Origin of the sequence: uncultured Campylobacter sp. (genome assembly GCF_938031315.1) — a bacterium.
Lineage (GTDB): Bacteria > Campylobacterota > Campylobacteria > Campylobacterales > Campylobacteraceae > Campylobacter_B.
This window is the reverse complement of sequence record NZ_CALHHT010000475.1, coordinates 1-2,092: the sequence shown is the minus strand read 5'-3', so window position 1 is coordinate 2,092 and position 2,092 is coordinate 1. Positions and strand designations below refer to the sequence as shown.

2 protein-coding genes are annotated in these 2,092 nt (G+C 44.0%); one reads left to right on the top strand and one right to left on the bottom strand.

Annotated features, from left to right (window positions below; translation table 11 throughout):
* Positions 1-22: 22 nt before the first annotated feature.
* A complete protein-coding gene (locus Q0236_RS11805; RefSeq protein ID WP_005870765.1) occupies positions 23-589 on the bottom strand; it encodes a PAS domain-containing protein in 567 nt (188 codons plus the stop codon).
* A gap of 156 nt (positions 590-745) precedes the next feature.
* On the opposite strand from Q0236_RS11805, the gene Q0236_RS11800 reads away from it, so the two are divergent.
* Positions 746-1,978 carry an MFS transporter gene (locus Q0236_RS11800; RefSeq protein ID WP_297918265.1) on the top strand — a complete coding sequence of 411 codons (1,233 nt, stop codon included), beginning with the start codon at positions 746-748 and terminating at the stop codon, positions 1,976-1,978.
* The last annotated feature ends 114 nt before the right edge of the window (positions 1,979-2,092 follow it).

Below are 2,092 nucleotides of genomic sequence, written 5' to 3'. Positions count from 1 at the left end.
TTTGCATTAAATTTTAACCGGACTAGCTAAAAAGCTTTTTCATCGCCTTAAAAAACATTGCGGTGAGCGGATTTGATTTGCCTGAGACCTTTGCGATCCAGCTCTCATAGGTCTCGCCTTTGCTTTTTAAAAAGTCCACGAGCGCCTTTTGGCTAGCCTGCATACCGCCGTTTCTTTCAGCATCCAGCAATGCCCTATAAATTGGCTCTATAGTTTCGATCGCGGATCTTGGTGGAGCCTTGCGAAATGCCGTGTATTCGGTGATCTGCCCCGTCACGGGATCTTTTTTAGAAGTAAATTCCGTAATGACCCAATAAAAGCGCCCATCTTTGGCTAAATTTTTAACCACGGCGGTAAAATCCTTGCCTTGTTGTATCGTATCCCACATAAGCTTAAACGCTATTCGCGGCATATCCGGATGTCGTATGATGTTATGCGGCTGCCCCAAAAGCTCAAGCTCACTATAGCCACAAATCATACAAAAATACGGATTTGCAAACGTGATAATACCCTTCGGATCGGTTTTGGAAACGATATAGCGCTTCTCATCTAGTTTGATTTCCTGATTAATCGGAGTTGGTCTTTGCATTTTTAATCCTTTGCTTAAAAATTTATTGCAGAGTATATAAAATTTTTCTTTTCAGAAATATTAAATTTTCGTTAAATTTTTATAAATGTTAAATCTTTAAGTGAATTTTTAAAATTTAATGTATAATCTCAAATCAAAATTTCAAAAGGCGGCGCGTTGAAAAATCCCTTCCTATCGCTTAAATACTCAAATTTTAGAATTTATTGGATCGGGATGAACCTCTCGCTGATCGGTTCTTGGATGCAAAGCGTCGCGCTGCCGTGGCTAGTGCTAAGCATCACCGCAGACGCTTTTAAGGTCAGCCTCGTAGCTGCAGCGAGGTTCTTGCCCGCGCTACTTTTCACGCCGTTTTCCGGTGTACTGCTCGATAAGTTTAATCGCAAAAAGATCCTTTTGCTCGCTCAAATAGGCATGGCGGTGACCGCCTCAATTTTCGCGGTTATGAGCTTTTGCGAGCTATATTCTTTCGGCAAAATTTTATTTTGCGCTTTTGCAAGCGGCATCTTTACCAGCATGGATGCCCCGAGCCGTCAGTCGATGGTAAAAGACCTCATCGACTCGCCCCGCGATCTAGCCAACGCCATAGCGTTAAATTCTATGTCCTTTAATGTCGCTCGTATTGCAGGACCCGCACTTGCGGGGATCGTGATGGCGCTGTGGGGCGTGGGCTTTTGCTTTTTATTCAATGCACTTAGCTTTTTAGGCATCATCGTTTCGCTGTTTTTCATAAAAATTCCGCCATCCGTTACTACGCTATCTAGCAGAAGCGGAGGCGTTTTTGCCTCGATCGGTGCTGGAATTTCGTATGTATCACACAAAAAAACTCTAAGCGAGCTAATGATAATAGTGCTTATCGTAGCGACGCTGGTGCCAAATTACAACGTAACAATCTCGGCGCTTGTTAAGCTTAGCCTAGACGCGGATGAGCGAAGCTTTGGATATTTGATGTCGGCTCTGGGCGTGGGAGCCTTTTGCGGCGCGCTTTTCGTAGCAGTCTTTGATAAACTCGGCATCCGCAAAATCAGATCGTGCGCGATCGCTATGGGAGTAAGCTTAGCTCTTACTGGGGCTGCGAATTCCTTCGCATGGGCTGCGGTAGGGCTTGCCGTAACTGGGTTTCTTTTCGTAATCACAAACTCAAGCATCAACTCCACCGTGCAAATGCACGTAAGCAACGAATTTCGCGGACGCGTGCTTAGCTTATACGCGCTATTTTTAATAGGTAGTACGCCATTTGGAGCGCTCATATCGGGCTTTTTTACCGAGCTACTGGGCGCTCGCGTAGCCCTTGCGATCTGCGGCGCAATTAGCATTTTGCTACTGCTGGCGCTATTTTACGGCTTTAAAATACGGCGCAGGACGCATTTTATCTTTCGAGATAAAGTCTAAGCCAAAAGCTGCATTATCAAAATTAACCTTATTTTTACGATGGAATTTTAGAATTTTCGCCAAAATTCAAAGGTAAGGAGTTTTTATGAATAGACGAAATTTCTTAAAAAGTAC

Bases quoted from the DNA above. Each gene is read 5' to 3' on its own strand.
- Q0236_RS11805 (WP_005870765.1), bottom strand. From the start codon at position 589: ATGCAAAGACCAACTCCGATTAATCAGGAAATCAAACTAGATGAGAAG.